The 26,012-nt window shown below is 72.5% G+C and carries 25 protein-coding genes; 17 read left to right on the top strand and 8 right to left on the bottom strand.

Features of this window, described 5'->3' with window-relative positions; all coding sequences use genetic code 11:
- The 6 genes from J0910_RS28615 (at position 1) to J0910_RS28590 (ending at position 7,002) form a co-directional block, all read left to right on the top strand.
- On the top strand, positions 1-2,634 hold the full coding sequence (locus J0910_RS28615) for an L-aspartate oxidase (RefSeq protein WP_420161616.1): 2,634 nt from the start codon (positions 1-3) through the stop codon (positions 2,632-2,634).
- An 81-nt stretch (positions 2,635-2,715) separates the two neighbouring features.
- A complete protein-coding gene (locus J0910_RS28610; RefSeq protein WP_420161615.1) occupies positions 2,716-3,501 on the top strand; it encodes a type III pantothenate kinase in 786 nt (261 codons plus the stop codon).
- A gap of 103 nt (positions 3,502-3,604) precedes the next feature.
- Complete coding sequence (lysX, locus tag J0910_RS28605; protein ID WP_420161614.1) at positions 3,605-5,107, top strand: bifunctional lysylphosphatidylglycerol synthetase/lysine--tRNA ligase LysX; 1,503 nt, start codon at positions 3,605-3,607, stop codon at positions 5,105-5,107.
- Between the two features lie 673 nt (positions 5,108-5,780).
- The gene (locus J0910_RS28600) at positions 5,781-6,065 is read left to right on the top strand and encodes a LuxR C-terminal-related transcriptional regulator (RefSeq protein WP_017593249.1); all 285 of its coding nucleotides are present in this window, start codon (positions 5,781-5,783) and stop codon (positions 6,063-6,065) included.
- Positions 6,066-6,170: 105 nt separating this feature from the next.
- Positions 6,171-6,725, top strand: a complete 555-nt coding sequence (locus tag J0910_RS28595; protein WP_420161613.1) for an amino-acid N-acetyltransferase — start codon at positions 6,171-6,173, stop codon at positions 6,723-6,725.
- Positions 6,726-6,876: 151 nt separating this feature from the next.
- Entirely contained in the window at positions 6,877-7,002 is a 126-nt protein-coding gene (locus J0910_RS28590; protein WP_420161612.1) for a hypothetical protein, read from the top strand.
- Here J0910_RS28590 and J0910_RS28585 read toward each other — a convergent pair.
- Complete coding sequence (locus J0910_RS28585) at positions 6,995-10,477, bottom strand: UvrD-helicase domain-containing protein (protein ID WP_420161611.1); 3,483 nt, start codon at positions 10,475-10,477, stop codon at positions 6,995-6,997. The genes J0910_RS28590 and J0910_RS28585 overlap by 8 nt on opposite strands.
- A gap of 594 nt (positions 10,478-11,071) precedes the next feature.
- Between J0910_RS28585 and J0910_RS28580 the strand changes: the two genes are divergently transcribed.
- The 3 genes from J0910_RS28580 (at position 11,072) to J0910_RS28570 (ending at position 14,771) form a co-directional block, all read left to right on the top strand.
- A complete protein-coding gene (locus J0910_RS28580; RefSeq protein ID WP_420161610.1) occupies positions 11,072-11,341 on the top strand; it encodes a hypothetical protein in 270 nt (89 codons plus the stop codon).
- Positions 11,342-11,527: 186 nt separating this feature from the next.
- Positions 11,528-11,860 (top strand): histone-like nucleoid-structuring protein Lsr2, encoded by a 333-nt coding sequence (locus tag J0910_RS28575; RefSeq protein ID WP_420161609.1) that lies wholly within the window; start codon positions 11,528-11,530, stop codon positions 11,858-11,860.
- A gap of 400 nt (positions 11,861-12,260) precedes the next feature.
- A complete protein-coding gene (locus J0910_RS28570) occupies positions 12,261-14,771 on the top strand; it encodes an ATP-dependent Clp protease ATP-binding subunit (protein WP_420161608.1) in 2,511 nt (836 codons plus the stop codon).
- 121 nt (positions 14,772-14,892) lie between these two features.
- Here J0910_RS28570 and J0910_RS28565 read toward each other — a convergent pair whose 3' ends face one another.
- Both J0910_RS28565 and J0910_RS28560 read right to left on the bottom strand, forming a co-directional pair.
- Positions 14,893-15,345, bottom strand: coding sequence for a hypothetical protein (locus J0910_RS28565; RefSeq protein ID WP_420161607.1), 453 nt, complete (start codon positions 15,343-15,345; stop codon positions 14,893-14,895).
- Between the two features lie 33 nt (positions 15,346-15,378).
- Positions 15,379-15,693, bottom strand: a complete 315-nt coding sequence (locus J0910_RS28560) for a hypothetical protein (protein WP_420161606.1) — start codon at positions 15,691-15,693, stop codon at positions 15,379-15,381.
- A 167-nt stretch (positions 15,694-15,860) separates the two neighbouring features.
- Between J0910_RS28560 and J0910_RS28555 the strand changes: the two genes are divergently transcribed.
- Genes J0910_RS28555 through J0910_RS28545 form a run of 3 tightly spaced genes read left to right on the top strand, consistent with a single transcriptional unit; the run spans position 15,861 to position 17,599 of the window.
- Positions 15,861-16,718, top strand: coding sequence for a helix-turn-helix domain-containing protein (locus tag J0910_RS28555; protein ID WP_420161605.1), 858 nt, complete (start codon positions 15,861-15,863; stop codon positions 16,716-16,718).
- Between the two features lie 2 nt (positions 16,719-16,720).
- On the top strand, positions 16,721-16,972 hold the full coding sequence (locus J0910_RS28550; protein WP_420161604.1) for a DUF397 domain-containing protein: 252 nt from the start codon (positions 16,721-16,723) through the stop codon (positions 16,970-16,972).
- Between the two features lie 51 nt (positions 16,973-17,023).
- Positions 17,024-17,599 (top strand): hypothetical protein, encoded by a 576-nt coding sequence (locus tag J0910_RS28545; RefSeq protein WP_420161603.1) that lies wholly within the window; start codon positions 17,024-17,026, stop codon positions 17,597-17,599.
- Positions 17,600-17,737: 138 nt separating this feature from the next.
- On the opposite strand, the gene J0910_RS28540 is transcribed toward J0910_RS28545, so the two are convergent.
- Together J0910_RS28540 and J0910_RS28535 are read right to left on the bottom strand one after the other, a co-directional pair.
- Positions 17,738-18,214 carry an NUDIX domain-containing protein gene (locus tag J0910_RS28540; RefSeq protein WP_420161602.1) on the bottom strand — a complete coding sequence of 159 codons (477 nt, stop codon included), beginning with the start codon at positions 18,212-18,214 and terminating at the stop codon, positions 17,738-17,740.
- A gap of 29 nt (positions 18,215-18,243) precedes the next feature.
- Positions 18,244-19,470: a helix-turn-helix domain-containing protein gene (locus J0910_RS28535; protein WP_420161601.1), complete on the bottom strand. Its 1,227-nt coding sequence runs from the start codon at positions 19,468-19,470 to the stop codon at positions 18,244-18,246.
- A gap of 209 nt (positions 19,471-19,679) precedes the next feature.
- On the opposite strand from J0910_RS28535, the gene J0910_RS28530 reads away from it, so the two are divergent.
- From J0910_RS28530 to J0910_RS28510, 5 genes are all read left to right on the top strand, one after another.
- Positions 19,680-19,916, top strand: coding sequence for a DUF397 domain-containing protein (locus J0910_RS28530; RefSeq protein ID WP_420161600.1), 237 nt, complete (start codon positions 19,680-19,682; stop codon positions 19,914-19,916).
- Positions 19,913-20,404 (top strand): hypothetical protein, encoded by a 492-nt coding sequence (locus tag J0910_RS28525; RefSeq protein ID WP_420161599.1) that lies wholly within the window; start codon positions 19,913-19,915, stop codon positions 20,402-20,404. The genes J0910_RS28530 and J0910_RS28525 overlap by 4 nt, the downstream gene beginning before the upstream one ends.
- Before the next feature lie 106 nt (positions 20,405-20,510).
- A complete protein-coding gene (locus J0910_RS28520; RefSeq protein ID WP_420161598.1) occupies positions 20,511-21,047 on the top strand; it encodes a DUF6879 family protein in 537 nt (178 codons plus the stop codon).
- Between the two features lie 159 nt (positions 21,048-21,206).
- On the top strand, positions 21,207-21,971 hold the full coding sequence (locus J0910_RS28515) for a hypothetical protein (RefSeq protein WP_420161597.1): 765 nt from the start codon (positions 21,207-21,209) through the stop codon (positions 21,969-21,971).
- A 1,482-nt stretch (positions 21,972-23,453) separates the two neighbouring features.
- Entirely contained in the window at positions 23,454-24,281 is an 828-nt protein-coding gene (locus tag J0910_RS28510; RefSeq protein WP_420161596.1) for a dienelactone hydrolase family protein, read from the top strand.
- A 52-nt stretch (positions 24,282-24,333) separates the two neighbouring features.
- Here the strand turns inward: J0910_RS28510 and J0910_RS28505 are convergent, their stop codons facing one another.
- From J0910_RS28505 to J0910_RS28495, 3 genes are all read right to left on the bottom strand, one after another.
- Positions 24,334-24,756: a hypothetical protein gene (locus tag J0910_RS28505; protein ID WP_420161595.1), complete on the bottom strand. Its 423-nt coding sequence runs from the start codon at positions 24,754-24,756 to the stop codon at positions 24,334-24,336.
- The gene (locus tag J0910_RS28500; RefSeq protein WP_420161594.1) at positions 24,753-25,022 is read right to left on the bottom strand and encodes a ribbon-helix-helix domain-containing protein; all 270 of its coding nucleotides are present in this window, start codon (positions 25,020-25,022) and stop codon (positions 24,753-24,755) included. The genes J0910_RS28505 and J0910_RS28500 overlap by 4 nt, the downstream gene beginning before the upstream one ends.
- 65 nt (positions 25,023-25,087) lie before the next feature.
- Positions 25,088-25,963, bottom strand: coding sequence for an HhH-GPD family protein (locus J0910_RS28495; protein WP_420161593.1), 876 nt, complete (start codon positions 25,961-25,963; stop codon positions 25,088-25,090).
- Positions 25,964-26,012 lie beyond the last annotated feature (49 nt).

Genomic DNA, 26,012 nt, shown 5'->3' with positions numbered 1-26,012 from the left:
GTGGACACCTCCGCTACCCCCGTACCGCCGGGGCGGCTGACCGCCCCCGAACCGGGCTGGACCATCGAGGCCGAAGCGGTGATCGTCGGGTCCGGCATCGCCGGGCTCAGCACCGCGCTGGCCTACGTGCGGCACGCCCCCGGCGCCCGCGCGGTCCTGGTCACCAAGGACGTCCTGGACACCGGGTCGACCAGGTGGGCCCAGGGCGGCATCGCCGCGGCGGTCGCCCCCGGCGACGAACCGGTCGCGCACATGGCGGACACCCTGGAGGCCGGCGCCGGCATGTGCGACCCGCTGGCGGTGCACGTGCTGGCCACCGAGGGGCCGGCCGCGCTGCGCCGGCTCATCGGGCTGGGCGCCGAGTTCGACCGCGCCCCCGGCGGGGAGCTGGCGCTGACCCGCGAGGGCGGCCACCGGGCGGACCGGATCGCGCACGCCGGCGGCGACGCCACCGGGGCCGAGATCGAGCGCGCGCTGATCGCCGCGGTCCGGGCCGAGCCGCGGATCGAGGTGATCGAGCACGCCCTGGCGCTGGACGCGGTCCTCGGCGCCACCGAGGACGGCGGGCACGACGCGGTCCGCGGCATCACCCTGCACGTGATGGGCGAGGGCGAGCGGGACGGCGTGGGCGCCGTGCTCGCCCCGGCGGTGGTGCTGGCCGCCGGCGGCGTGGGCCAGGTCTACGCCGCCACCACCAACCCGGCGGTCTCCACCGGCGACGGCACCGCGCTGGCCGCGCGCGCCGGCGCGGTCCTGGCCGACATGGAGTTCGTCCAGTTCCATCCGACCGTGCTGTGGCTGGGCCCGGAGAGCCGCGGCCAGCAGCCGCTGGTCTCCGAGGCGGTCCGCGGCGAAGGCGCGTTCCTGCTGGACACGGCGGGCCGGCGGATCATGGAGGGCGTGCACGAACTGGGCGACCTGGCCCCGCGCGACGTGGTCGCCTCCGCGATCGCCTCCGCCATGGCCGGCACCGGCGCCGACCACGTGCTGCTGGACGCCCGGCACTTCGGCGAGGAGAAGTGGCGGCGGCGCTTCCCGACCATCCTGGCGTCCTGCCGGGCGCACGGCATCGACCCGGTCACCGAGCCGATCCCGGTCGCCCCGGCGGCGCACTACTCCTCCGGCGGCGTCCAGGTGGACCTGTCCGGCCGGACCTCGGTGCGCGGCCTGTACGCGGTCGGCGAGACCGCCCGGACCGGCGTGCACGGCGCCAACCGGCTGGCCTCCAACTCGCTGCTGGAGGCGCTGGTCTTCGCCGAGCGGACCGCGGCCTCCATCGCCGCCGAGCCGCCCGCGCCGGCCGGCCCGGGGGACGGCCCCGACGACCGGATCCCCGGCCTGGTCGACCCGGCGGCCGTGCCCGAGCTGCGCGCGCTGATGTCCCGGCACGTCGGGGTGGTGCGGGACCGGGCGGGGCTGGACGAGGCGCGCCGCGGGCTGGCCCGGCTGGCCGGGGCCGGCTCCGCCGAACCCGGCACCGAGGCCTGGGAGGCGGCCAACCTGCTCACCGTCGCCGCGCTGATCACCGCCGCGGCGCGGCGCCGGTCGGAGAGCCGCGGCTCGCACCGCCGCTCCGACCTGCCCCGGTCCCGCGCGGTCAGCCGGCGCCGCCCGATCCTGCTGGAGCTGGACGGGGAGGGCGTGCACGCCTCCGTCTCGGACTGGGACCCGGCGGTGCCGGAGCGCCTCGCCGCCGAACTGGAGGAGATCGGCGGGCAGCGGCTCACCGGGTTCCGCCGGGCCTCCCGCCCGGAGCTGCTCAGACGGGTCTTCCACCCGGTCGACGAGCACGTCGGGACGGTCGTCGCGGCGCTCTCGGAGGACCTGGCCGCCGACGAGCAGGTGGACGTCACCACGGTGGCCACCGTGCCCGCCGCCCAGCTGAGCACCGCCGACGTGGTGGCCCGCGCGGACGGCACGGTGGCCGGCCTGGCCCTGGCCGAGCTGGTGTTCTGGATCGTCGCCGAGGGCGCGGTGCAGGTGCGCCGGGAGGCCGCCGACGGCGACCGGGCGTCCCGCGGCGACGTGCTGATGACCGTCACCGGCCGCACCCGCGACCTGCTCACCGCCGAGCGCACCGCGCTCAACCTGCTCACCCACCTGTCCGGGATCGCCACCGCCACCCGCGCCTGGGTGGACGCGGTCGCCGGGACCGGCGCGCGGATCCGGGACAGCCGCAAGACCCACGCCGGGCTGCGCGCCCTGGAGAAGTACGCGGTGCGCTGCGGCGGCGGCGAGAACCACCGGTTCGGCCTCTCCGACGCCGCGCTGATCAAGGACAACCACGTCGTCGCGGCCGGCGGCGTGGAGGAGGCGGTGCGCGCCGTCCGGGCGGCCTTCCCGGACGCGCCGCTGGAGGTCGAGGTCGACCGGATCGACCAGATCGAGCCCGCGCTCAAGGCCGGCGCGGAGGAGATCCTGCTGGACAACTTCACCCCGGAGCGGCTCCGCGAGGCGGTCGCCCTGGTCGCCGGGCGGGCCCGGCTGGAGTCCAGCGGCGGCCTCACCCTGGACACCGCCGCGGAGGTCGCCGCCACCGGTGTCGACTTCCTCGCGGCGGGCGCGCTCACCCACTCCAGCCCGGCCCTGGACATCGCGCTCGACCTGCGCCCCGTCGCGCCCGCGGCGCGCTGAGCCCGGCCCGCGCGGGGCCGGCTCCGGCGCCCGCGCGGGCCCGCCACCCGACCCTCCCAGCAGAGACGAACGAGGAATCCGATGCTGCTCGCCATCGATGTCGGCAACTCCCATACGGTCCTGGGGCTGTTCGACGGTGAGGACCTGGCCGAGCACTGGCGGGTCGCCACCGAGTCCCGGCGCACCGCCGACGAGTGGGCGGTGATGCTCAACGGCCTGATCGGCGGCTCGGTGGGCGGCGCCGACGTGAGCGGGATCGCGATGTGCTGCTCGGTGCCGAGCGTGCAGCACGAGATGCGGGAGATGTTCCGGCGCGGCTACGGCGACGTGCCGGCGGTGATCGTGGAGCCGGGGGTGCGCACCGGGATCCCGGTGCGGATGGACAACCCCAAGGAGGTCGGCAGCGACCGGATCATCAACGCGCTGGCCGCGGTGGGGCTGTACGGAGGCCCGGCGGTGGTGGTCGACTTCGGCACCGCCACCACCTTCGACGCGGTGAGCGCCAAGGGCGAGTACGTCGGCGGCGCGATCGCGCCGGGCATCGACATCTCGGTGGAGGCGCTCTCCCGGCGCGGCGCGCAGCTGCACATGGTGGAGATCACCCGGCCCCGGTCGGTGATCGCGAAGAACACCGCGGAGGCGCTCCGCTCCGGCATCATCTACGGCTTCGCCGGCCAGGTCGACGGCCTGGTCGACCGGATGGCCGCCGAGCTGGCCGGGGAGGGGGCGGACGCGGACGACGTGACGGTGGTCGCCACCGGCGGCCTGGCCCCGCTGGTGGTCGAGGAGTGCGAGACGGTCGACGTGCACGAGCCGTGGCTGACCCTGATCGGGCTGCGGATGGTCTTCGAGCGGAACACCGGCTGACCCCCGCGGTGACGAGGCGTGTGCGCACAGCGCACGCGACCGGCGGTGAACCCCCAGGCCGGACGGGACTTCGCGCTGCTCCGCAGCGGTTAGGATCGACGCTGTGAGTGACGTGCTGGACGATTCCTACGACGACCTGCCCGAGCAGATGCGGGTCCGGCGAGAGAAGCTGGACCGCATGCGCGAGGAGGGCATCGACCCCTTCCCGGTCGGCTTTCCCCGCACCACCGGTATCGGCGCCGTCCGCGAGAAACACGGGGACCTGGAGCCGGACACCGCGACCGGGGAGCGCGTCGGGATCGCCGGCCGGGTGATGCTGTACCGCACCGGCGGCAAGCTCTGCTTCGCCACGCTGCGCGACGACAGCGGTTCCGTGCAGGTCATGATGTCCCTGGACCGGCTGGGCGCCGATGAGCTGGCCCGCTGGAAGAGCGACGTCGACCTGGGCGACCACGTCGGCATCGAGGGCGAGGTCATCACCTCCCGCCGCGGCGAGCTCTCCATCATGGCCGACTCCTGGACGCTGACCGCCAAGTGCCTGCGGCCGCTGCCGGACAAGCACAAGGGCCTGACCGACCCGGAGGCGCGGGTCCGCCGGCGCTACGTCGACCTCATCGTCAACCCGGAGTCCCGGGAGATGGTGCGGCGGCGCTCGGCCGCGATCAAGTCGGTCCGCGACACCCTGGACCGGCGCGGCTACATCGAGGTGGAGACCCCGATGCTGCAGCGGGTGCACGGCGGGGCCACGGCCCGGCCGTTCAGCACCCACATCAACGCCTACGGCCTCGACCTCTACCTGCGCATCGCACCGGAGCTCTACCTGAAGCGGCTGGTCGTGGGCGGGATCGAGAAGGTCTTCGAGATCAACCGGAACTTCCGGAACGAGGGCGCGGACTCCACGCACAACCCCGAGTTCACGATGCTGGAGTTCTACCAGGCCTACGCCGACTACAACGACATGGCCGAGATCACCAGGGAGCTCATCCAGGACGCCGCGCGGGCGGCGTTCGGCTCCACGGTGGTCCCGCGCGGCGGCGAGGGCGAGGAGTTCGACCTCGGCGGCGAGTGGCCGCACGTGACCCTGTACGGCACGGTCTCCGAGGCGCTGGGCGAGGAGGTCACGCCGCGCACCCCGATCGAGGCGGTGCGCAAGCTGGCCGACGGCCGCGGCGTGGAGTGGAGCCCGGACTGGGGCCAGGGCAAGCTGGTCGAGCACCTCTTCGAGGAGCTGGTGGAGCACACCATCGTGCAGCCCACCTTCGTCCGGGACTTCCCGGTGGAGACCAGCCCGCTCACCCGGCAGCACCGCGAGGACCCGCTGCTCACCGAGAAGTGGGACCTGATCGGCTTCGGCATGGAGATGGGCACCGGCTACTCCGAGCTGGTGGACCCGGTCGAAGAGCGGCGACGGCTCACCGAGCAGTCGCTGCTGGCCGCCGGGGGCGACCCGGAGGCGATGCAGCTGGACGAGGACTTCCTCCGCTCGCTGGAGTACGGCATGCCGCCGAGCGGCGGGGTGGGGGTCGGCATCGACCGGCTGCTGATGGCCTTCACCGGCAAGGGGATCCGGGACACCATCCTGTTCCCCCTGGTCAAGCCGGAGTGAACGGACGGGCCGCCGGGGCGCCGAGAGCGCCCCGGCGGCCCGCTTCATCGGGCGGTCCGCGGGCCCCGAAGGGGCGAGTGTTGCCGGATCGTGATGTAACAGGTCGAATGTGCCGGTCTGACCTGCGGTTTCGTCATCGATGCCGGTCGGGGTGGGGGTTGTGCGGCGCCGCCGTGTCCGATGCCCGCGATGAAGGTTCTTTGCGCAGGTCAGTCGAGATCTCGAAAATATGTGCAGCCGGGCGTTATGACGCTATAAATTCACAGTGTCACCTACTGTGACACCTTCGACCTTGACGCCCTCACCCACTCCGCTTAGCGTTTTCCAGGCGAGCGGAGTTATCCGCGCGCCCCGAGCAGCAGAATCATCCGATGGCGAGTCGGGGTGGTCGGGTCAGGCCCTTCTCGGTCGACCTCCATCCCGCGGCGTGCGCGCCCGCGCGGCCTGTCCGTCCCAGGCCGCCGAACACGGGCCGGTGCGCCGGACATGCGCTCCGAGTGCCAGGAGAGCGCATGACCCGGTTCCCGGACCCCCGACACGGGGACCCGTCGCGCCCGCCGGGAGGCCTCACCGCCTCCGCGCGCCCCGGACTCCGCTGCGCAGGGTCGATGTTCCGCACTCATTACGGATGAGGGAGGACGGAGTGGAACAGGCCACACTGATTCGACGTGCTGTGAAGGACCCCGCGGCCCACCCGCTGCGCGACGGCGGCATGGTGCCGCCGCCCGCGATGCCGCGCGAACCGGCCCCGACCGTTTCCCCCAACGGCGGTCTGACCGAGGACGAGATCCAGCTGCTCGCCGAGATCGCCACCGGTGTCACCACCGATGTCGCGGCCCGCCGGCTGGAGCTCAGCGCCCGCACCCTGCGCCGGCGGCTGCGCTCCATCTGCGACCAGCTGGGCGTGAACACACCGATAGAGGCGGTCGTCTGGGCCGCCCGCAAGCAGCTCATCTGAGCCCCGCGCGAGGTCCTCGCGCAGTGCGCCCCGCCCGGGGGAAGCCAGGCCCCGGGGCGGGGCGCCGCGCGTTCGGCCCCCGGGCGGGCGCTAGCCTTTCGCACCATGGGCCACCAGGAGATCCGACCGGAGATCGCCGTGCGCCGCGCCCGCACCCGCGACGTCGCCTCGATCCGCCGCCTCGTCGACGCCTACAGCGGCGAGCGGCGCGTGCTCTCCAAGAGCACCGTCACCCTCTACGAGGACATCCAGGAGTTCTGCGTCGCCGAGCAGTCCGGCGCGGAGCGCCGGGTGGTCGGCTGCGGCGCGCTGCACGTGCTCTGGGAGGACCTGGCCGAGGTGCGCACCGTCGCCGTCGACCCGGCCGTCCAGGGCCGCGGGGTGGGCCACGGGATCGTCTCCGAACTCCTCGGCCGCGCCCGGGAACTCGGCGTCCGCCGGGTCTTCTGCCTCACCTTCGAGACCGCCTTCTTCGGCCGGCACGGCTTCCAGCCGATCCAGGGCACCCCGGTCTCGCCCAAGGTCTACGAGGAGCTGCTCCGCTCCTACGACGAGGGCGTCGCCGAATTCCTCGACCTGGAGCGGGTCAAGCCGAACACCCTCGGCAACACCCGGATGCTCGTCCATCTCAACGAACCGGGCACCCCGCGCGCGGTCTGACCGCTTTGCGATCCCGTTCCGCGATGACCGCGGCCTTCCGGGGCCGCCCGAAGACCCGGTTCCCTCCCGGGCGGTGTCCAGTGGTTCGGCCAACGGGAAAGTTCGAATTCCGTACTACCGGACACACCATGGGACCGGAGGAAGGAGCACCGTGGAGAAGAACGCCGAACGTGCCGAGGACGTCCGCGAGGCGTTCATACCTGATGTGCAGGCGGACCCGTTCCAGGGCCGCCCTGAGCAGGGCGGGGGAAGCCTCGGTCGCCTGCCGGTCAGATGAGCCGGAGCTGGCGGTCCCTGGGGCGGCGGCGGGCCGCGGACTCCTCGTCGACCGGCATGGTCAGGGCGGGGGCGATGGCGGACAGGAACGGCGAGGGGGCACCGTCCGCCGCCGTGCCGCGCCGGGTGCGGCGCCGGGCCCGGGAGAGGTAGAGCCGGTGCCGGGCCCGGGTCATCCCGACGAAGAAGAGCCTGCGCTCCTCGGCCTCCTGCTCCGCCGCCTCCTCGGCGCCCTCCCGCCCGCCGGGCAGCCGGAACGGGAGCAGCCCGTCCTCGCAGCCGACCAGGAACACCACGGGGAACTCCAGCCCCTTGGCGGCGTGCAGGGTGAGCAGCGAGACCCGGTCCGCGCGCGGGTCCAGCGCGTCCACCTCGGCGCCCAGCGCCAGTTCGGCGAGGAGCGCCTCCAGATCGGCACCGCACCGCGCGGCGAGCGGGCCGAGCAGCTCCCCGGCGGTGCGCAGCGCCACCGCCTGCTCCGACCCCTCCGGGTGCCGGCCGGCCAGCGCGGCGGCGGCCGCCCGGACCCGGTCGGACATCCCCTCCTCGGAGCGGAGCGGCAGCTCCGCCGCCAGCTCGCGCACCCCGGGTCTGGAGGCCAGCGGGTCGTGCGTGCGCCGCTGGAACGGCACCCCGGCCGCGTCGAAGGCGGCCATCACCGCCTCCGCCTGCGCGGCGGTCCGGTAGAGCACGCAGAAATCGGAGAAGGAGAAGGACTCCTCCCCGGAGAGGCCGGGCTCGGCGCCGGTGGCCCGGCCGCTGTCGATCGAGTGCAGCGAGGTGCCGCCGAGCAGCCGGTCCACGGCGCGGGCCGCGAAGGAGGCCTCGGCCTGCTCGTCGGCGGCGGTGTGCAGGCCGATCCGGGGCGGGTCGCGGAAGTCGCCCACCGCCCGCAGCTCCCGGCCGGGGACCAGCGTCCCCGGTGCGATCGCCTGCACCGCCGCGTCGACGATGGTGGCGTTGGACCGGTAGTTGCGGGTCAGCCGCACCTCGGCGGCGCCCGGGAAGTCCTCGGCGAAGCGCAGGAAGTACCGCACGTCGGCGCCGCGGAACCGGTAGATCGCCTGGTCCGGGTCGCCGATCGCGGTCAGTCCGGAGCCGTCCCCGCCGAGCAGCCGGAGCAGCTCGTACTGGACGCCGTCGACGTCCTGGTACTCGTCCACGCTGATCCACGGCCACTGCTCCCGGTAGGACGCGGCCAGCCCGGCGTCCTCGGAGAGCAGCCGCACCGGCAGCTCCACCAGGTCGCCGAAGTCCACCAGGTCCAGCTCGCGGAGGCGGGCCCGGTAGGCGTCCAGCGCGGCCGGGGCGTCCGCGGGGCCCGCCCCGCGCTCCCGGTCGCGCTCGGCCAGCAGCTTGCGGCCGTCCGCCTCGGAGCCGCTCACCTCGGCGGCGACCTCCAGCGCCCGGGCCGCGTCGGCGACGCCGAACCGGGCGCTCAGCCCGGCCCGCCCGTGCTGCTCGCGGAGGAGGGAGAGGCCCAGGCCGTGGAAGGTGGTCACGGTCAGGCCGCGCGCCTCGCCGCCGAGCAGCTCCTCCAGCCGCTCGCGGAGCTCGGCCGCGGCGCGCCGGGTGAAGGTGATCGCCAGGCAGCGCTCGGCGGGCACGCCGCGCTCGGCGACCAGGTGCGCGATCCGGCGGGTCAGCGTCCGGGTCTTGCCGGTCCCGGGGCCGGCGACGACCAGCAGCGGCCCGGCGGGCAGCTCCGCGGCGGAGCGCTGCTCCGGGTCGAGGCCGTCGAGCAGGCCCTGCGGGCGCGCCGGGCCCGCCGGGGTGTCCGGGAAGAGCAGCGGGTCGTCCCGGCCGTCCGGGGCGTGCCCGCTTCCTTCACCGGGGACCGGCTCTCCGGGGGACGGCGCACCGGCCGGCGCCGGGTCCGCGGGGTCGGAGAAGAGCGCGTCCATCGCGGGCGGCGGCGTGCCGCGCCGCCCGCCCTTGCCCGGCCGGGGCGCGGCCGGGCCGCCTCCGGGGGCCGCAGGGCTCCCCGCGGCCGGGGCGCCGCGCCGCCCGCCGCCCTCGCCGGAGGCCGTCCGGGGCGCGCCTCCCTCCGCCGGGTCCGCGGCCCCGGGGGCCGCGCCTCCGCGGTTCGCCGCGGCCGCACCGTCGCCGGAGCCGGCCGGGGAGGGGCCGCCCTGCCGAGGGCGCTGCACCGCGCCGGGCCCCGCGGGCTCCGCCGGTTCCGGGGCGTCCGGGAGGTCGAAGAGGGCGGCCTCATGGGCGGGGGCGGCCAGTTCCTCGGGCCGGAACATCCGGATGGTGCCGTACTCGCCGTCGAAGCCGGCCTCCCGGATCACCTCGCCGCGGCGCAGCCGGGCCACGGCCTCGCCGAGCAGCTCGCCGCCGTGCCGCCGCACGTCGTCCAGCGGCGCGTCGAGCAGGATGTCCAGCTCGGGGCCGAGCTCGGCGGCGAGCCGGTCGCACTCGCGCTGCACCCGCTTGCTCTTCGGGCCGACCCCGGTGATCTCGCTGACGATCTCCGGCAGCGGCACCAGGCTGGTGAAGGAGGCCTCGCCGTCCGGCCGGCGCCCCGGCTCGCGGTCGGCGAGCACCGAGACCCGGTTGGCGGTGCCCACGGTGAGCGGGCCGCCGCAGACCGGGCAGCGGCCGCCGTGCGCGCGGGTGCCCTCCGGGTCGGTCCGGACACCGCATTTCCGGTGCCCGTCGGAGTGGTATTTCCCGTGTTCGGGGAAGAATTCCAGGGTTCCGCGGAATCCCGCGCCGCCCTCCAGCGCGCGGCGGACCGCGAAGTAGTCCATCGCGGTGTCGAAACGGGTCGCCTCCCGGGCGAGCATCGGCGGCGAGTGCGCGTCGGAGTTGCTCACCTTGGTGTAGCGGTCCAAGGAGGAGACGGTCCAATTCATCGCCGGGTCGGTGGAGAGCCCGGTCTCGATGGCGAAGACGTGCCCGGCCAGGTCCGCATAGCAGTCCTCGATCCGGTCGAAACCCGATTTCGACCCGAGCACCGCGAACCACGGGGTCCACACGTGCGCCGGGACGAGGTAGGAGCCCGGGTCGCTGGCCAGGGTGATCTCCAGCAGGTCCCGGGAGTCCAGGCCGAGGATGGGCCGCCCGTCGGAGGCGAGGTTGCCGATCCGCCCCAGGGCCGCGGTGATCGCGTCGGCCGCCTCCAGCGAGGGCGCGTACAGCAGGTGGTGCACCTTCCGGGTGCGGTCGCCGCGCTTGTAGATGGTGGAGATCTCCACGGAGAGCATGAAGCGCGGGGCGCGGCGGCAGGACGGGGGGAGCGAGCGCAGCACCCGCGCCTCGGTCCCGGGGGCCAGCCGGAACAGCCCCGGCTCGGCCGGGACCAGGCGGGAGCCGATCTCCTCGCGCCACGCCGGGTGAGTGAAATCACCGGTCCCCACCAGCCCGATGCCCTTGCGCGCCGCCCACCAGGCGAGGTGCTCCAGGTCGCAATCCCTGCTGCAAGCCCGCGAGTACTTGGAGTGAATATGCAGATCCGCGCGGAACTCCACGTCTGAGTCCTTCCAAAGCCCGCGGAGAAGGGAAGCGGGCGACTCGTGGGGCGCTCGTGCCGCCGGCGCGGGGGGCGTTCCGGCGCACCGGTCTGTAGAAGACACGATCCCACAACTCTCAGGCCGGATCGAAGCATATGCGAACCCGAGCGTGCTCTGCTTAAAGGGAGGGGTAATCTGGCGGTGCCATGGAGAACTCCCCGATCGGTCCCGGCCCGTCCGGGAGGGGAGGGCCAGGGCGCCGATAAGTCGCCGGCCCGGGGCATCCGGGGCCGGCTCCCGCAGCTCTTTATCGGCGCCGAATCGGCCGGGAAGCCCGTAGCTAAGGGAGATCGGGAACTCTGAGGGGCCTCCCGGACGCTTAACGGAACGCAGCCATAGCGGATCCATAGCGGTGGCCGTAATGCGGGCACGGGGCCCGCGGGGGACGGGACGGGTTGCGAAGGTGTCTATGATGTCGGGGTCCCCACCCTCAATCGCGGGTTTCGCAGGGCCGATCGCCGCTGCCGCGCCGGTGGCCGCCGAGGCGGCCGACCAACCCTCTCCGTGGGGTAATTGCTGCATAAAGTAACAACAAGGAAGGGTGTGCGCCTGATGGGTGATGTTTTGTCGGCGCTGATCCCCCCCGCTGTTGTCGCGGCGGTCTTCTGTACCTTCGTCATCAAGCTGCTCCGCAAGGAGATGGCGCCGAGGACGTCGGACGGGCGGCTGGTCAGCGAGGTGCGCGCGGAAGCGGCCGGGAATGGCGGGGGCTCCGCCGGTTCCTCCGCCGACGGATCCGCCGCGAGCGCGGGGGACGGGGCAAAGTCGTCTTCGGGTACTTCTGCGGAAGCCTCCGGCGATCGGCGGGCGGAGGAGGCCTGAAAGCGCGGCGCCTGCGGTAACGGTGAGCCGCCCGAGCGGCCGCTCCGTATCCGCGCGCGGCGGTCTTTTGCGGCCCGACGCCGGATCGCGGCGATTTCCGACGCGCGGAGAATTGTCTTCCGCTCGGTATCCGGCTAGCTTTATATTCAGGTGCCGAACGCACCGACTGCTGAAAGGTTCGCATCCATGGCACAAAAGGTTCAGGTGCTTCTCGTCGACGATCTCGACGGCGGCGAGGCCGACGAGACCGTTTCGTTCGGCGTAGACGGCACCACTTATGAAATCGACCTCAGCGCGGGCAACGCCTCCCAGCTGCGCGACGCCCTGGCACCGTTCGTCCAGGCCGCGCGCAAGGCTCCGGGTAAGGCCGCCCGCGGGCGCCGCCAGCAGCGCAGCGCCCCCAGCCGCGAGCGCAGCGCGGAGATCCGCGCCTGGGCCAAGGCCCAGGGCAAGCAGGTGAACGAGCGCGGCCGCATTCCGGCCGCCATCGTGGCCGAGTACGAGGCCGCCCAGCGTTAGCGGCACGCTCCAGGCACCTCCCGGCGCGGGCCGTCAAGGCCCGCGCCGGCCGTGTTCGCTCAGAGTGAATTCCACATGAATGCACTGCACGGTCCGCATGCCCCGGCAAAGACGGGGCGCGCGGACCGTTCGCTTGCGGCGTACTTGGAACACTGAAGGCCCGATTGGTAGTTGGATGAGGGTGAACGCCCTATCGTCGGGGAAAGTCTCTGGCTGACGATGGTCGGAGGCAACCGGATGAAGCGGGATGTGGCCATCGGTCCGCCGGGGCGCCGGCGGAGCGGTGACCGGGTGCGGCAGCGCCCTCCGAGGGCTTTCACCCCCCGAAGGGCCGAAAAGCGGAAAAGCGTGAGGGTCGGAACTCCCGTCCCTGCCTGACCGCTCTGTGAGGAGCGACGACATGTTCGAGAGGTTCACCGACCGCGCACGGCGCGTGGTGGTCCTGGCCCAGGAAGAGGCCAGGATGCTCAACCACAACTACATCGGTACGGAGCACATCCTGCTCGGTCTCATCCATGAGGGTGAGGGCGTCGCCGCGAAGGCTCTGGAGAGCCTGGGGATCAGCCTCGAAGCGGTTCGGCAGCAGGTGGAGGAGATCATCGGCCAGGGCCAGCAGGCCCCGTCCGGGCACATCCCCTTCACCCCGCGGGCGAAGAAGGTCCTGGAGCTCTCGCTGCGCGAGGCGCTCCAGCTCGGGCACAACTACATCGGCACCGAGCACATCCTGCTCGGCCTCATCCGCGAGGGCGAGGGCGTCGCCGCCCAGGTGCTGGTGAAGCTGGGCGCCGACCTGAACCGGGTCCGCCAGCAGGTGATCCAGCTGCTCCACGGCTACCAGGGCAAGGAGCCCCAGGCCACCGGTGCGTCCTCGGAGTCGGCCCCCTCCACCTCTCTGGTGCTCGACCAGTTCGGCCGCAACCTCACGCAGGCCGCGCGGGAGAGCAAGCTCGACCCGGTGATCGGCCGGGACAAGGAGATCGAGCGGGTCATGCAGGTCCTGTCCCGCAGGACCAAGAACAACCCGGTGCTCATCGGCGAGCCGGGCGTCGGCAAGACGGCCGTCGTCGAGGGCCTGGCGCAGAAGATCGTCAAGGGGGAGATCCCCGAGACGCTCAAGGACAAGCAGCTCTACACGCTCGACCTGGGCGCGCTGGTCGCAGGCAGCCGCTACCGGGGCGACTTCGAAGAGCGCCTGAAGAAGGTGCTCAAGGAGATCCGCACCCGCGGCGACATCATCCTGTTCATCGACGAGCTGCACACCCTGGTCGGAGCGGGCGCGGCGGAGGGCGCCATAGACGCCGCCTCCATCCTCAAGCCGATGCTGGCCCGCGGTGAGCTGCAGACCATCGGCGCCACCACGCTGGACGAGTACCGCAAGCACCTGGAGAAGGACGCCGCGCTGGAGCGCCGCTTCCAGCCGATCCAGGTCGACGAGCCGACCATCGCGCACACCATCGAGATCCTCAAGGGTCTGCGCGACCGGTACGAGGCGCACCACCGGGTCTCCATCACCGACTCGGCGCTGGTCGCCTCCGCCCAGCTGGCCGACCGCTACATCAGCGACCGGTTCCTCCCGGACAAGGCCATCGACCTGATCGACGAGGCCGGCTCCCGGATGCGGATCCGCCGCATGACCGCCCCGCCGGACCTGCGCGACTTCGACGAGAAGATCGCCGACGTGCGCCGGGACAAGGAGTCCGCGATCGACGCGCAGGACTTCGAGAAGGCGGCCTCGCTGCGGGACGACGAGAAGCAGCTGCTGAACAAGAAGGCGCAGCGGGAGAAGGAGTGGAAGGCCGGCGACATGGACGTCGTCGCCGAGGTCAACGAGGAGCTCATCGCCGAGGTCCTGGCCGCCTCCACCGGCATCCCCGTGGTCAAGCTGACCGAGGAGGAGTCCTCCCGGCTGCTGCGCATGGAGGACGAGCTGCACAAGCGGGTCATCGGCCAGGAGGACGCGATCAAGGCGCTCTCCCAGGCGATCCGGCGCACCCGCGCGGGCCTGAAGGACCCCAAGCGCCCCGGCGGCTCGTTCATCTTCGCCGGCCCGTCCGGTGTCGGTAAGACCGAGCTCTCCAAGACGCTGGCGGAGTTCCTGTTCGGCGACGAGGACGCGCTGATCCAGCTCGACATGAGCGAGTTCATGGAGAAGCACACGGTCTCCCGGCTGTTCGGCTCGCCTCCCGGCTACGTCGGCTACGAGGAGGGCGGCCAGCTCACCGAGAAGGTCCGCCGCAAGCCGTTCTCCGTGGTCCTGTTCGACGAGATCGAGAAGGCCCACACCGACATCTTCAACTCGCTGCTCCAGGTTCTGGAGGAGGGCCGTCTCACCGACGCCCAGGGTCGCAACGTCGACTTCAAGAACACGGTCATCATCATGACCACCAACCTGGGCACCCGGGACATCTCCAAGGGCGCGGCCATGGGCTTCGCCAAGGAGGACGACGAGAAGACCAACTACGACCGGATGAAGGCCAAGGTCCAGGAAGAGCTGAAGACCAACTTCCGGCCCGAGTTCCTCAACCGCGTCGACGACGTCATCGTCTTCCACCAGCTGACGGAGAAGGAGATCATCGACATCGTCGACCTGATGATCAACAGCGTCGACAACCGGCTCAAGGACCGCGACATGGGTCTGGAGCTGCGGCCGAGCGCCAAGAAGGTGCTCGCCTCCCGCGGCTACGACCCGGTGCTGGGGGCCCGGCCGCTGCGCCGGACCATCCAGCGCGAGATCGAGGACACCCTGTCGGAGAAGATCCTCTACCAGGAGCTCCGCCCGGGCCAGATCGTCGTGATCGACGTCGAGGGCGAGGGTGCCGACGCGAAGTTCACCTTCACCGGCATCCCCAAGCCCGACGCCGTCCCGGAGACCCCGCAGGTCGAGGAGACCGCGGCCTCCAAGGGCGAGTAGTCCGGCGCCCGCACCGCACCACCCGCGAACGGCGGCCCCGCACCACCCGGTGCGGGGCCGCCGTTCGTCTGCGCCCCGCCCCCTCCCCCGGAGACCGCCGAGCTGCGGCCGATACGGGGTCTCAGCCGATGAGGCCCAGGGCGTAGGCGAGCAGCACCATGCCGAGGAGAGTGCATTCGAGGCGCCTGCCCCCGCTGTCGAAGGGGTCGGTGCCGAAGCGGAAGAACAGGGCTCCGCGCCTGCTGCGGACGCGGGGCTCCAGGAGAGCGGCGGGACCCTGCCCCCTCGCTCGGCCGGGCTCCCCGGAGGGGGGAGGGGAGGCCCCTCCCTCGGCGGGGGGCGCAGCGCAGGCGGACGGTGCGAGCTCGTCCTGGAACCGGGTGAGCCAGGCGGGCAGGGCCCCGCGCTCACCCGGAGGGGGAGCGGAGGAGCGCACGCCCGCCGGGCGGTCGGGGGGAGTGGGCGGGCGCAGCTCGGTATAGCGCCGGGCGCGGTTGAACCGCCGCCCTCGCGGTGCGGCCAGAACGGCGCGCACGTGCGTACCTGCTGCCGGGGGGACATGCGAGCGGGACATGGGCGGTACCTCTTTCTGATCCTCGCTCGCCGTTCAGGCGACGGCGCAGGAGACGGTCCAGGCGGCGACCACGGAAGCGCCTTCGGGCAGGGGAGGGACCCCGTTCGGCTCGCAGGTGCGCACCCACAGGTCGGTGCCGGAGGCATAGGGGCGGTAGTGCTCCAGCGCTTCCCAGAGCGTGGAGAGCAGGGGAACGCAGCCGCAGGCGCAGCGCCGGCCGTCCAGCACGGGCCGGTAGGGGGAGAGCAGGCCGGCCAGGGACGTCCCGTCGTCGTCCGGCTCGCCGCCCTTGACGAGCTGGACGATCGTGGTCGTGGCCTCACCGGCGTCGAGAAGAGAGAAGGACATGGAGGTGGCTCCTTGTCGTGAGGGAAGCACCACGGAGGGTGCTCGACCACCTTCAGTATGATTGAGTCTGAACTCAATCACAATAGCTTTCTGAGTTTGGACAAAAAATTAAGATCTCGTATGGGTGGCTACGATCGAGGCAGGCGTCTACCGGAGATAGGGGATCCGTGACTCAGAGCCACTCGCCCGGCGTGCGGCGCCGCCGCCTGTCCGCCGCGCTCAAGAGGCTGCGTGCCGAGAGCGGCATGTCCGCCGCCGATGTGGCCAAGCGGCTGAAGTGGTCGTCGGCCACCAAGGTGACGCGGGCGGAGCGGAACGAGTGGAGATATCCCAAGCCTGGGGATGTGGAAGCGCTGCTCGACCTCTACGAGGTGGAGGGAGCGGATCGCGCGCATCTCCTCAGTCTGGTGGAAGAGGCGCGCGGGCGCAGCGATTGGCACCAGTACGCCGATCTCTATACCGGCCCCCTGCCGGAGCTCGAAGCCGAAGCCGTCCGGATCCGGACCTATGAGTCGGTGCTGATCCCCGGTCTGCTCCAGACCCCGGATTACGCGGCGGCGGTCTCCCGTGCGAGTCAGATCGTTCCCGCGGAGCAGATCGAGCGCAAGGTCGAATCCCGGATGCTCAGGAGGGGCGTGCTCGACGCCCCGAACGGGCCGCGGCTGACCGCGGTCGTCGATGAGCCGGCGCTCCGCAAGGCGGTCGGCTCGCACGCGGTCATGGCCGAGCAGCTGCGCTTCCTCGCCGGAATGGCCGCGCACTACAAGGTGACCGTGCTGGTGCTCCCGGACGAGGCCGGCGCGCATCCGGCCGTCGACGGCGCGTTCACCCTGTTCGACTTCCCCCGGCCGGAGCCGGGGATCGTTTCCGTCCCGACCGCCGTCGAGGCGCTGTACGTTGAGGATCAGGAATACTTCGACCGGCATGTGCTGATCTTCGACGCCGTCCAGAACCTGGCGCTGGACCCGCAGGGGTCGCTCGACCTGATCGGGTCCATCGCCGCCGAGCACGACAAGCGAGCCTGATCATGATCGTGGAGTTCCGCAAGTCCTCCTACTCGACGAGCGGGGAGAACTGCGTCGAGGTGGCCCGGGTGGCCCCGGTGTTCCGCAAGTCCTCCTACTCCTCGGGCGGAGACAACTGCGTCGAGGTCGCCGAGCTGGCCACCGGTGCGGCGGTCCGCGATTCCAAGCACCCGGAGCTGGGGTACCTGCCCGTCGATGCGGCCGAGTGGGCGGCCTTCACCGGCTCCCTGCGCCTGGGCGCCTTCGAGGAGTGACCTCCCGGTCTCCGGTGGAACCGGCGGCGCGGCCGCCGCGTCGGTTCGCTCATGAGCGCTCTCACTGAATTCGCCGACCAGGACGACTACCTGCTGGACGGCGACCGACTGAACGCCGCAGAGGTCGCCGACGCCGTGGCGGGCATGGTCTCCGACCTCCCGCCCGGGGACCCCGACGGGCTGCTGGTCTGGCTGGCCGCGCGGCTGCGCGGGCAGGCGCCGGAGGGGGAGGCCCCCGCGCTGCTCACCGCGCTCTACGCGGCCCGCTGGTACGCGGTCCACCGGCTGCGCGACGCGGAGGTGCTGGAGGCGATGACCGGGGCGCTCGCGGCGGCGGAGGCGGAGCTGTCCGGCCTCCCGTGCCCGCACGCCGAGGATGAAGGCGCGCACCCGGTCTTCGACGACTGGGCGGACCCGGAGCAGGACGCCGGGTTCGTGGCGGCCCTCCAGGACGAGGCCGCCTGGGAGGAATGGCACGAGGAGATGGCCGGCGCCGGAGACGAGGGCCGGGGAACCTGGGAGGGCGCGCGCTGCCCGGGCCACCTGGCCGCCCTCGCCCGGGAGGCCCTGAGCGACCTCGCCGGCGCCCGCGCGGAATGGGGAGAGGACGGGGACACCCAGGCGTGACGTCATGGGGCGCTGACGCGAAGTTCACCTTCACCGGCATCCCCAAGCCCGGCGCGGTCCCGGAGACCCCGCAGGGCGGGGCGACCGCCGCCTCCAAGAACAAGTAGTCGGTCGGCGGCGGCCCTTTCGGGAGAGCGGCTAAGCGTCTTTTAGAAGCCCGGATTCGAGATAGCGGGTCTCCCGGTTCTCCCGCGCTTCGATCGCCGCGCGTACTCTGCGCGCCAAGCGAGGGATGAGGAGCGTGTCCGCGTCTTCTGCGGAGTGGAACTCGAACCGGTCGATCTCGGCCCCGTCCGGCCGGATCAGCGCCCGGTCGGTATCGTTCAGCACGTCGCCGTCGAAGACGAACAGCAGCTTGTCGCCTTCCTTCGGATGCGGAGCCCAGTCGGCGACGAGCAGGCGTCCGATGGGCGGTGTGATCCCGAGTTCCTCTTTCACCTCGCGGGCGGCGCCCTCGCTGGGGGACTCGCCGGGGTGGAGGTAGCCGCCTGGGATCTCCCAGCCGGGCTTGTACGTGGGGTGGACGAGCAGCACGCGGCCGACCGCGTCGAAGAACAGTACTCCGGCCGCTGTACGGGGCCGGGCGATGGGCCCGGGGCCCTCGGAGTCGCTCATGGACTCGACTCTAGTCTCCGTCGTCCAGGTCAGCCGACGACGCCTAATCGCTGAGCGACCCCGGCCAGAAGATGGCTCGGTTTTCCACGTCTCCGACGGAGCCAGGTGGTCACCAGCGCTCGCGGGATGAAATGGTGGCGAACCTGTTCGGGCGCCAGCTTCTCGGCATCCAAAAGGAGGGAGAGCGCCTCTTCCGAGCGATTCACGGCGTTGTAGGCCCGGGCGACCTCAAGGGCATGGCGTACGCGGCGTTCAAGGGGAAGAGCGGATGCGTTGACGTGTGATCCTTGAGCGGCGGCGAGTTGGACATCCCCGAGTTCCATTGAGGTGGAAACACGGTGGATGGCGACGTTGGTGGGGCCGAAGGCGGTCCACATGTGATTGGCGTCCTGGCCGAGTCGGACGGCCGTTCGATCCGCTTCGGCCAGGAAGTCGTCCACCGCAGATCGGTCTTCAAGGCGGGCCGCGGCCATGGCACCGACCAGGAGAAGGGTCCCGTAGAGCGAAAGGCGGGTCGGTGATGCATCGGCGGCACCACCTTCTAAGAAGTCGGCGGAAGCGGTGACGAGATCACATGCCGAGGCGATCCGGTCATTGGCGAGGAGGCAGTGGGAAACCGAACGGGAAAGGGAGCCCAAGACCATGGGGTCTCCGGACTCCTGCGCAGCGTTCAGGCCGCGGTCGGCGGCCATCCAGGCCAGCCCCGTTTCACCGACCTTGGTCAGCACCATGGCTGCTCCTTGGTAGGACAAGGCCAGGAGGGCTTTGGCCCGTCGCCGTCGGTCTCCCTCGAGTAGACGGACGGCCTGCTGGGTTTCGGTCAGCGTGCCGGAGAGCAATCGGGCTGCATGGCCGTACCTGCCGTGCTGGTAAGCAGACCACGCATCTCCGACATCGGCCCGCAGACGGCAGAGGTCCATGGCCGCCCCCTTCTCGTCGACGGTGAGAAAGGCCGAGATCTGTTGGTAGTCGGTGAGGGTTTCGCGGAGCCGTGAAACCGAGTCGCCGAGACCTTTCGAAGAGGAGGCGTGGGCGGTCGGCTCAGCAAGCAGGGCATCGAGTCTGACGCCGAGTGCCTCGGCGAGTGCTCTGAGCACGGATAGCCGGTCAAGGCCGATACGTCCGTTCTCTACCTTGCTCAGCCAGTCGGTGGTCCGGCCTACGAGGCCTGCGAGGGCTTCTTGTGAAATACCCCGACGGCGCCGATACCAGGCGATGCGTTCTCCTATGCCGAGCCCTTCCGGGTTTCGCTGCATACCCCCAGCCTGGCCTCTCTGCCGAACCGATCCCGGAAGAATTTTCCGGGTGGAGGACTCCCCATCCTTCTATCGTTTCCGTGCGCCATCAAGCGCCCCGAAGTACTGGTCCGCGTGGGTCCTGGACGGCGGCGACCGCCGGCTTCCCCATCCAGGGCCCGCGCGGGCCCGGCGCCCGGGTCCGGCCCCCGATGAGCGAGGGAGAGCACATGCTGAACGGCAGGGACCTCTACACGGCCGAACTGCCCGAGGAGGGCTGGACGGCCTTCTGTGGCGGCAACAACGAGGAAGAGGACATGGAGACCTGCGTGGCGGTGGCCGTCACCGACTCCCTGGTCGCCATCCGCGACACCAAGCGCCCCGAACTGCCCGCGCTCCGGTTCACCCCGGAAGAGGTGGCGGCGTTCGTGCGCGGCTACACCGAGAAGGCCGGGCTGACCGCGTGATCCACCGCGAACCGGACCGAGGTCCCCGGCGCGCCGGGGACCTCCCCGACGACCGGCCGCACTTCCACGGCTACCTCTGGCAGGGCTCCGGGGAGGAGCGGTACCGGGGGACGCCCGAGACCTACCCCGACCACCCGGCCTTCCCCTCCTCACCGCTGCCGCCGCAGCGGATGTGCTGGTGGCTGCGGAAGCCCGCCTCGGCGGTCCGCGGCACCTGGGACGGTGCGGACGGGGCCCTGGCCTGGCTCACCGGCGAGTACCGCAAGGTCCTGCCGCAGCTCCGAACCGACTGGCCGGAGCTGATGGCCCCGGAGGCGCGGAAGCCCTTCTGGCGCGACTCACTGGAGCAGGGCACCGATGTGGTGTGCGGGCACTGGCTCCGGGGCGGGAACGCGTTCAGCGCGACCCTGGTCTGCTGCCCGAACCGGTGGGAGGGCAACCTCTGCCCGACGAGCGGGCGGCAGTCGCCCGCCGCTGGGAGGGGATGAGCGCCGGTCCCCGGCCGGGGACCGGGGAGGGGACCCTGGCCGGGGACCGGTATCCGATCCATGATCGCGCGAGGCGCGACACGAAAAGAAAAGGAGTCACGGACACATGCCGGAGCTTGTTCCTTTCGATGAGATCGACTATTTCTTCGACGGCGGGTTCGAGCACACCGCCTGGCGGCTGGAGACCCGGACCGGCTACGCCTCGGACAAGGCCGAGCCGGACTACCAGGACTTCCTCCGCACCGGAGAGACGCCCGACGACAGCGATAATCCCTGGTTCGCCGATGTCCGGCGGATGGTCGCCGAGGGCAAGCGCTACGAACGGGTGCGGCTCGTGGACGATCCGCCGACCGAGGGGCAGCGCTACCTGCTGTCGAACGCCCGGGTCAACATCGCCGCCGGGGAGGACATCCGCTACATGTGGCGCTCCGACGCCCAGCGGCACGGGGTGGACCTGACCGACTTCTGGCTGTTCGACTCCCGGACCCTGGCCCGGTTCCACTTCGACGGTGATCGGACGGCCGGAATGGAACTGATCACCGACCCGGCCGAGGTGCTGCGGGCCTGCCAGATCCGCGACGCGGCCTGGCACCACGCCGTCCGCTACGAGGAGTTCAAGGCCGAAGCGGTCCCGGCCGGGTAGAAGCGGCGCAGGCCGGGCGGCCCGGCCGAAAAGCGGTTCCCCGGCGGTCGGGGCGCGGCCATACTGGCGGGCGATGAGCGCAGGACACGGCTCGGGAGGAGGCCGCCGCTGACACGGAGAGCCCAGCGCCCCGCCGCCCGGCGCGGGAGCGCGGACCGGATGAAGCTGCACCGGCACCGGATCCGGCTGGACGGGCGGGACTACACCGCCGTCACGCCCCGGCCCGGGACCGACGTCCGGTTCGCCACCGACCGGATGCACGGCATGTGGCACCTGGTCACCGACCCGCGCGGCGCGGTGTTCCTCGCCCGGCTGCTGTGGGGGCTCTCCTACCAGCGCAGACCGGGGACGCTGGTCTTCCTCGGGCCGGGGTTCCTGCTGCCCGCCCCGTTCGGGGCCGAGCCCTCCGACCCGGTGGTGCTGGCCCCGGTGCCCGCGACCGCGCTGACCGCCGCGGCCGCCCGCGGGCTGCGCCGACGGGACCCGTCCGGCCCGGGCGACGGCACGGTCCGCTGGCACACGCCCGGCCTGGAGCCCTACGCCGTGAGGAGGCGGGAGAGGAGCGGTTTCGACGGTCCGCAGGAGGACCGGCTGTACCGCAGGCCCCTGGACTTCGGTGTGCGGCGCACCGGCGGGGTGCTCGTCTTCGCCGCCTCCCCGGAGATCATGCGGATGTGGGCGGCGAACGCGCTCAGCTGCTCGGGTGAGCACCGGGTGCTCTCCTACGCCTACCTGACCGGGTGGGGGTGGCCGCTCAACAGAGGTCCTGAGCCGGGCGAGCTGCTGGTTCTTCCGGATTTCCGCCGACGGGCCCGGCGCGCCGCCCTGGCCCGGGAGGAGCTGCTCGCCGGTCCGGAGGCGCCGGACACCCCCGCCCTGCTCCGCGATGCGGTCTGGGCCCGCGTCGCCGAGGACCTCGACTGAACCGGCGGCGGACCATGCCGGAAGGCCCCGAGAGACTGCCGGGTATGCGGTCGGCTCCGCGCGGTGACGCTCCCACGGAGTGAGGGTTCAGGCGGGCGGCGAGGGCGGGAGGGGGACCGGTTGGCTGGTCGGGTGCGGCGCCTCGCGGGGTCGGGGTTCAGGCGGGCGGCGACGGCGGTGGTGGGGGCGGGGCGGGGGTGGTCGCCCGGGTGCGGCGTCCCATGGGGTCGGGGTTCAGGCGGGCGGCGAGGGCAGGAGTGGGCGGGTGCCGCGTTCACCGGCCCGGCGCCCGCTTCCGGCGGGAAGTAAGGGGCGCCCTGGCGAAGGGGGCGGGCGCGCCCGTACCGAGCAGGGGTTATGTCTCATAGGCCGGGCCGGGCCGGTGGCGGGGATCGGGCAGGGCGGGGGCGCCCTGCGCATCTCCGCAGCAGGCCCGCTGACATCTACCAGCGAGTAGCAGACCCTGCGGCCCCTGCCGCCCCCTTGTCGGTTACCCAGAGTGGTCAAGCGAGGCCCTGTAAGAGGGGAAAGCGGCATGTCGCCCCCGCTCCTGCCCCTCCCGGGTTTCGGCCCCCGGGTCTGCGGCCTTGCGGGCCGGTTCCAACCCCTCATCACCGGCCTGATCGGGGCCGTTCGGGCCTCTGGGGGCCTGTTCCGGCCCGGGATGCGCGCTCGGAAATCACCGGGGTGCTCTCGCGGTGTGCAGGGCGCCCCCTCTCGCCATTACCCTGCGTATTCGCCCAGGTTGAGGAGGGGGTGGCCGTTTCCCGGCAGCCGGCCACGGCGCTCGGGAGATACGGACGCGGCGATCCCATCGCCTCGGCCCGCCTCGACCTCGCCCCGCGAGGCGCCGCAGCCGGGCGACCACCTCTGTCCCGTTCCCCCTCTGCCGTCGCTGCCTGCTCGAACCCCGGCCCCGTGGGGCGCCGCGCTTGACCGACTGGCCGGTTCCTCTCCTGCCGTCGCTGTCTGCCTGGACCCCCGCCCCGTGGAGTGCCGCGCCCGGGTGAGACGCCCAGCCCTGCGCCCGCTTCTGCCGTCGCCGCTGGTTTGAGTCCCCGGCCCCGTGGGGTGCCGCGCTCGGGCGACCGGTTCCGCCCTGCCCCTACCGCTGCCGTTGCCGCTGGTTTGAGTCCCCGGCCCTGTGGGGTGCCGCGCTTGACCGACTGGCCGGTCCCGCTCTTGCCCTCGCCGCCTGCCTGAACCCCGGCCCCGTGGGGCGCCGCGCCCGGGTGATCGCCCTCGCTCCCACTCCCGCCTTTGCCGTCGCCGCCCGCCTGAACCCCGGCCCCGCGGGGCGCCGTATCCGACCGTCCGCCCGTCCGCCCGCCCGACCCGCCGCACCCGCCGTACGCCCGCCGGTCGCCGGAACGCCGGTGGCCGGGCCGGGGGTCGGGGAGGCGAGGTGAGAGACTGCCCCGGCAGAACCGGATTCGGAAACCGGGTCCGGAGGACCGGCAGCGGAATCGGACGGGAGCGGCCATGGCCGACCATGACCTGTCAGGCTTCGAGCGCGGCGCTTTCACCCACGGCGGCACCACCCGCGACGTCCTGAGGCGCGGGACCGGGCCGGCCGTCGTCGTCATGGCAGAGATCCCCGGGATCACGCCCAAGGTGCTGGAGTTCGCCGAGCGGGTGGCCGCCATCGGGTGCACCGCGGTGCTGCCCGTGCTGTTCGGCGCGCCCGGGCGCGACCCCGACCCGGCGGCGCACGGGCGGCTGCGGACCGCGGCCTACATGGCGTCGAGCATGGCGAAGGTCTGCGTCAGCCGGGAGTTCACGGTGCTCGCCACCGGCCGCAGCTCCCCGGTGGTCGGCTGGCTGCGGGCGCTGGCCGCTGCGGAGCACGAGCGGTGCGGCGGGCCCGGCGTGGGAGCGGTCGGCATGTGCCTCACCGGCGGGTTCGCCCTGGCGATGGCCACCGACGAGCGGCTGCTCGCCCCGGTGCTCTCCCAGCCGTCGCTGCCGCTGGCCGTCACCGCGAGCCGGCGCGGAACCACCGACATCTCCGCCGAGGAGCTCGCCGCGGTCAAGGACCGCTGCGCGCGCGGCGGCCTGCGGGTGCTCGGCATGCGGTTCCGCGGCGACCGGCTCGTTCCCGGGGACCGGTTCGCCGCGCTCCGCCGGGAACTCGGCGATGCGTTCACCGCCGTCGAGCTGGACGGAGCCGACGCCGCCCCGGAAGGGCTCATCCCGCCGCACTCGGTCCTGACCGAGCATCTGATCGACGAGCCGGGCCAGCCGACCCGGGACGCGCTCGACCGGGTGCTCGACCTGTTCCGGGACCGGCTCCTCACCGACCGGGGGTAGCGGCCCCTTCCCGCAACGTCGAGATCATCGGCTGGGGCGGGGGCGGTACGCGTCATACGCGCCGGACGAGGATGCGCTTCGGGACCAGCTTCTCCAGGTCGCCGACGTCCGAGGTGAGAACCGTGACCTCGCCTTTCAAAGATCGGGCGATGACGGCCAGGACCGCGTCGATGGCGTGCTCGTGGCCGTGCAGCCCGGCGTCGGCCAAGAGGCGGCGGGCTGCACGCGCCTCGTCCTTGCCGATGCCGATGACGTGGATGCGGGAGAGGATCCAGTCCCAGCGCTGCTCGGTCGTTCTGCCGTCGTAGGCCCCGATGAGCGCCATGGGGGAGGTCACGATCGCGGCCTCCCGGCGGGCGGCGAGTTCAAAGCGGATGAGCATCCTGCGGTCGCCGCGCACCGCCAGGGACAGCGCCTCACTGTCGAGTACGTAGAAAGGCGGCGACTTCGCAGCCTTTTCTTCTTTCTTCCTCACGCTGCTTCTCCCGAGCGCTGGCCGCGCCTGCGCTCATGCTCGGCGGCGAGCTCCTCCAGCTCGGCACGTCCAGCGGCGAGCTCCTCATCGGTGACCGGTCCGTGCTCTTCCTGAAGCCAGTCGGACAGTTCGACGAACAAGTCATGCTCGCGCTTCTGCCGGATGGCCTCGGTCACGTACGCGGAGATGCCCCGCTCTGTCGCATCGTCACGGATCTCCTCAAGGAGCTCTTCCGGCACCGTCACGGTTATCTTCTTTGTTGCCATACTTGAAGCCATACCCCGCTTGCGTGGCGCGGCGCCGGGTTTCCGAGGCGGTTCCGCGCGGCCGTTCAGCCCGGCAGCGCGTAGCGGCCGTCGTCCAGCGGGTCGACCAGGCCGTCGGCGACCAGGGCGTCCAGGGCGCGCTCGCGCTGGACCGGGTCGTCCCAGACCGCGTCGAGGGCGGGCTTGTGCACCGGGGCGTCCGAGGCGCGCAGCACGGCCAGCAGGCGGCCGCGGACCTGGCGGTCGGTGCCGGCGTACTTCTGGCCGACCCGGGGCGGGCCGGAGTGCGGCGGGTGGCCGGCCGCCCGCCAGGCGCACCGGTCGGCGATGGGGCAGGCGGAGCACTCGGGGGAGCGGGCGGTGCAGACCAGCGCGCCGAGCTCCATCACCGCCGCGCCCCAGCGGACCGCGGTGGCGGGGTCCTCGGGCAGCAGGGATTCGGCCAGCCGGGTCTCGGCGCGGGTGGGCGCCTTCGGCGGGTACTCGATCCCGGTGTGCGCGCGGGCCAGAACCCGGCGCACATTGGTGTCCAGAATTGCGTGCCGGCCGCCGAAGGCGAAGCCCGCCACCGCCGCCGCGGTGTAGGAGCCGACGCCCGGCAGCGCGAGCAGCTCGCCGTGGTCGGAGGGGACCTCGCCGCCGTGCCGCTCGGTGATCTCCCGGGCGCAGGCGTGCAGGTTGAGCGCGCGGCGGGGGTAGCCGAGCCGGTTCCACATCCGCACCGCCTCGCCCGCGGGCTCTTCTGCCAGCGCGGACGGGGTGGGCCAGCGGCGCATCCACGCCTCCCAGGCGGGCAGCACCCGCACCACCGGGGTCTGCTGCAGCATGATCTCGCTCACCAGGATGGACCAGGGCGAGGCGTCGACGGCGCGCCAGGGCAGGTCTCGGGCGTGTGTCCCGAACCAGGCGATAACGGCCGAGGAATAAGGGTTGTCGATCATGGGCAATCGTGGTCGGTTAACGGCGGGTTGAGTATGTGCCGGGCGGAGG

The sequence above is a fragment of the Nocardiopsis oceanisediminis genome (assembly GCF_048595525.1).
GTDB classification, from domain to species: Bacteria; Actinomycetota; Actinomycetes; order Streptosporangiales; family Streptosporangiaceae; genus Nocardiopsis_A; species Nocardiopsis_A oceanisediminis.
Note: the sequence above shows the minus strand (reverse complement) of the source record. Positions and strands in the feature narration are given on the sequence as shown.